Annotated in this window: 4 protein-coding genes and 1 pseudogene; 1 reads left to right on the forward strand and 4 read right to left on the reverse strand. The window is 72.2% G+C overall.

Annotated features, from left to right (window positions below):
• A pseudogene (locus ABD774_RS19795) lies at positions 1 to 202 on the reverse strand (hypothetical protein); the annotation flags it as partial.
• Positions 203 to 302: 100 nt separating this feature from the next.
• On the reverse strand, positions 303 to 908 hold the full coding sequence (locus ABD774_RS19800; protein WP_345045127.1) for a rhodanese-like domain-containing protein: 606 nt from the start codon (positions 906 to 908) through the stop codon (positions 303 to 305).
• A 377-nt stretch (positions 909 to 1285) separates the two neighbouring features.
• On the opposite strand from ABD774_RS19800, the gene ABD774_RS19805 reads away from it, so the two are divergent.
• Positions 1286 to 1441, forward strand: a complete 156-nt coding sequence (locus ABD774_RS19805; RefSeq protein ID WP_345045128.1) for a hypothetical protein — start codon at positions 1286 to 1288, stop codon at positions 1439 to 1441.
• A gap of 34 nt (positions 1442 to 1475) precedes the next feature.
• On the opposite strand, the gene lnt is transcribed toward ABD774_RS19805, so the two are convergent.
• Together lnt and ABD774_RS19815 are read right to left on the reverse strand one after the other, a co-directional pair.
• On the reverse strand, positions 1476 to 3182 hold the full coding sequence (lnt, locus tag ABD774_RS19810) for an apolipoprotein N-acyltransferase (protein ID WP_345045130.1): 1707 nt from the start codon (positions 3180 to 3182) through the stop codon (positions 1476 to 1478).
• A 41-nt stretch (positions 3183 to 3223) separates the two neighbouring features.
• On the reverse strand, positions 3224 to 3780 hold a 557-nt coding region (locus tag ABD774_RS19815), incomplete at its 5' end, for a M48 family metalloprotease (RefSeq protein WP_345045131.1).

Genomic DNA, 3780 nt, shown 5'->3' on the forward strand with positions numbered 1-3780 from the left:
CCGCCAGGGTCAGCGCTGTGGTCGTTGTGCCGGCGAATGCTTCGTTCCCGGACAGGTCGACGGCGAGGATCGAGCCGAGCGCCAGGGTGGACCCGTTGCCCAGGGCGCTGAAGATCTGCGCGAGGGTCATCGTGCGGACGGTGCGGCGCTGGACCACGTCCTGGTCCAGGCGGTTGTCGGGCAGTGCGGCGTGGTGGGCCATAGGGCTGAACCTCGAGGGAGTGGAGAGAGGAGCCGCCCCGCGCATGGACGGGGCGGCTCCAGCTGAGTACTTCACCGCACCAGGGCGGCGGAGGTACTCGTCAGACGGTGTGGGTGTCCGGCCTGAGCTGTGCGATCGCGTCGGCCGGGTCCAGCGACGCTCCGCGGTTGTACGGAAGCTTCGACAGCGCCGCGCCCATCGCGCAGGTGTTGGTCAGCGAGGCGGCGGTGAGGCCGCCGCCGAGAGCGGCGGCGAGCCACTTCGCGCCCGGGGCGCGGGTGCTCGCGAGGATGCTGCTGAGCACGACCGTGCCGGCCACGAGCCGGACCTGACGCTCGAGGTCCCACTTCTGCCTCCCGCGCCGGACCTCACCGCCGGAGGCCTGCCAGGCCTGCATGCCGCCGTCGAGCAGGTGCAGGTTCGGGAGCCCGGCCGTGGCCAGGGCCTCCTTCGCCTGGGTGGCTCGCTGTCCCGAGCGGCAGACAAGGACGACGTCCTCGTCGAGATGCCCGGCGATCTCCTCGCGGTGCTCCTTGAGCGTGTCCAGCGGGACGTTGTACGCCCCGGGGATGTGGACCGTCTCGAACTCGGCCGGGGTGCGGACGTCGATCAGGCGCGGGGGCGTCGTCGAGCTGAGCCGCTCGGCGAGCGCGTCGGGGTTGAGCACGGTCTGGTCTGTCGTCCTGTCGGTGTTGAGAGCTGTCACGAATCCGTTTCCTGAGGTTGGGGGGTGCCGCGCCGAATCGGCGACCAAAATACCCTACGGGGTATCGATCGGGACGGCAAGGGGAGAGTCTCGCCGGGCGTCCGTGACACGGTCGCGGGAGAGTCGAGCGTTCTCTCCGGACGGAGGTGTCCAGTAGCGTCGTGTTCGTGGTCACCACCGAGGCGCCGACGGAGGCTCGTCGCAGGCGCGCCGGCGGTGGCAGGCGGGCGCGGCGAAGCTTCGCTGCCGCCCTGGCCGGCCTGGCGGGAGAGCTGATGCTTGTGGAGCACCCGCGAGCGCTGGATCACCCACGGTGAGCTCGCCGGATGGGTTCCCCGGGCGGAGGGCATGCCGGCCGAGCTTCTGGAGGGTTCTTGATGTACGCGGCGATCTGGCGGATCCTGCCCGGACCGCGGTGGCTGCGGGTGATCGAGGCGGTCGTGCTCGGCCTCGTCGTCGTCTGGGCGCTGTTCACCTGGGTGTTCCCCTGGGTGGCGCAGGACCTGGGGCTACTGGAGACAACTCTGGCCTGACGTTCCCCGGAAGGCCGGTGGAGTTCCTCGCGTGCTAGCCCTCGAGCTCCTGCTGGCGGCCGCCGACGAGTCGATCATGCTCGCGCAGGCCGCTGCGCCGGCGGCTCAGCACACCGCACCCCACGGCGGCGGCGGCCAGGATCCAGACGACCGTCCTGGGAACCGTGCCAAGCCTTGTGGCGGGAGTCAGGCTGGTGCGCAGCGGCAGCGTCGCTGTCATCTGCTCTGCGGTGAACAGGCCCGTGCGCTGGAGCAGGGCTCCGTCGGGCAGCGCGATGCCGCTGGCGCCGACCGTGGAGATCTGGACAGTCGCCCGGCCGTGCTCCACCGCGCGGAACCGTGACATGGCCAGCTGCTGCGTCGACTCCGCGGAGTGGCCGAAGGATGCGTTGTTGGTGGGGACGACGATGAGCTCCCCGCCGCCGCGCACGCCTTCGCCGATCAGGTCGGCGTAGGCGACCTCGAAACAGATGCCCACGGTGACGTCGACAGCGCGGCCGAGCCGCTCGACGGGGACGGACATCAGGGCGGGGTCCGCGCCCGCCGCCATGTCGGTTCCGACCAGGTCCACCAGTGGGGTGATCTGGCGGAAGAAGTCTCTGTAGGGCACGTACTCCCCGAACGGGACCGGGTGCTGCTTGGCGTAGGCCGCGCCGGCTCCCTGATCCGCCTGCCACAGCACCATCTCGTTGTAGCGGACGTCCTGGCCGTCGGGGAACCGCTGTGTCCCTATCAGCAGCGGCGCGTCCAGCGTTTCGGCGGCCGACGCGACCGTGGCGGCCTGCTCCGCGTCGGTTCGTGGGTCGATGTCCGCGGCGCTCTCCGGCCAGAGCACGAGGTCCAAACCGTCCGAACCCACCGACTCCCCGAGCTGTCGGGTGCCCGCGGCATGGTTGGCCGTCACCTCGCGCGCCTGAGCCGCCCAGTGGGCGCCCTGCTGCGGGACATTCCCCTGAACGGCGCCCACGCGCAGCTCTCCGGCCTCCGCGCCGGTCGAGAGAGGAAGGAGCCACGGTCCGAGGGACAGGGCGAGGACGCCACGGGCGACGCTCAGCAGCCCGAGGCCGCTCGATCGCCGTCCCTGCGCCACCACGTGCGCGATCAGCGCCGCGATGACCACCACTGTCGCGGAGACCAGGACCTCGCCACCGTACGCGGCCAGCGGCAGCAGCGGGGCGTCGACCTGGGAGAAGGCAAGATTGCCCCAAGGGAACCCACCGAACGGCCACGAGCCCCGCAGCTGCTCGATCGCCACCCTAACAGCGGCCGCCGCGGCGGCGCGGACCAGAGGGTGCTTCCCGACCCAGGCGCTCCGCTGGGCCAGCGTCCACGAGATCGCGAAGCCAGTGACATAGAGTGCCTGCGAGAGGCTGAGTGCGACCCATGGCAGGAGCGAGCCGGTCGCGTCGACCGCCCAGGAGACGTGCGGGAGGAAGAAGGAGAGGCCCCACAGCAGACCGACGAGCCCGGACCGTGCCGTTCGCGCGTCCCGCAGCGCGAGCAGGAGCATGGCGACGCCGAGGTAGGCCAACGGCCACCAGCCGCGGTCCGGAAAGGCGAGGTTGGTCAGCCACCCGCCCACGGCGCTGACGAGGAGTGGCGCCACGGAGCCCGTCGAGAGGAGCGTCGTCAGGTCCCGGACGTACGAGGTGCCGCGCCGTCGCGCAGCGGTGAGCGGCGCGCCGGCATCCCGTGGGTCGGTCTCGGTCTCGGTCTCGGCCGGAACTGGGCTGGCGGTCATGTGTGGCACTCCTTGTCCGTCGTCCGGTCGGCCGCTGGCTGTCAGCAGCTGGCGGTGACCGCCATCGACAGGTACGGGACGGAGACCAGGAGAACCGCACCGATCATGGCGAAGAGGTAGGCGGCGACGACGGCGACCCCCGCACGGGGCGGGGGTGGCGCTGCCGCGACCAGCCGTTGAGCCCGGGAGAGCGGCAGGTGCCGCGCGGCGTGCAGCGCGAGGGCGGGCAGTGGCGTGGATGCGCCCGGGCGGTGCAGTGCCAGCAGCGCCCCCGCAAGGGCACGGGTGCCACGCGCACGCCGGGCGGCGTCGTCGGCGGCCATCTCGGCGTACCCGGCGACGGCGGCCGGGGCAGCGGCGACGAGCGGGACCGCGGCAAAGAGCCCGGCGAGGGTCTGCAGAGCTCCTATGACCGCGTGGTGCCGGCCGCGGACGTGCGCGTGCTCGTGCGCGAGCACCGCGGCGATCTGGTCCTCGTCCAGGCCGTCGAGCGTGCCCTGGGTCACGACGATGCCGTCGCGCCGGCGGGGCAGGGCGTAGGCGGTCCGCTCGGCCGAGGGGACGACCCACGCCGCGGTGCCCTGCACCTGGCGCAGCT

Source organism: Georgenia daeguensis (assembly GCF_039537705.1).
GTDB lineage: Bacteria > Actinomycetota > Actinomycetes > Actinomycetales > Actinomycetaceae > Georgenia > Georgenia daeguensis.

Excerpts from the sequence above, each read along its gene's own strand:
- lnt (WP_345045130.1), bottom strand. The coding sequence starts at position 3,182 with ATGACCGCCAGCCCAGTTCCGGCCGAGACCGAGACCGAGACCGACCCA.
- ABD774_RS19805 (WP_345045128.1), top strand. The coding sequence starts at position 1,286 with ATGTACGCGGCGATCTGGCGGATCCTGCCCGGACCGCGGTGGCTGCGG.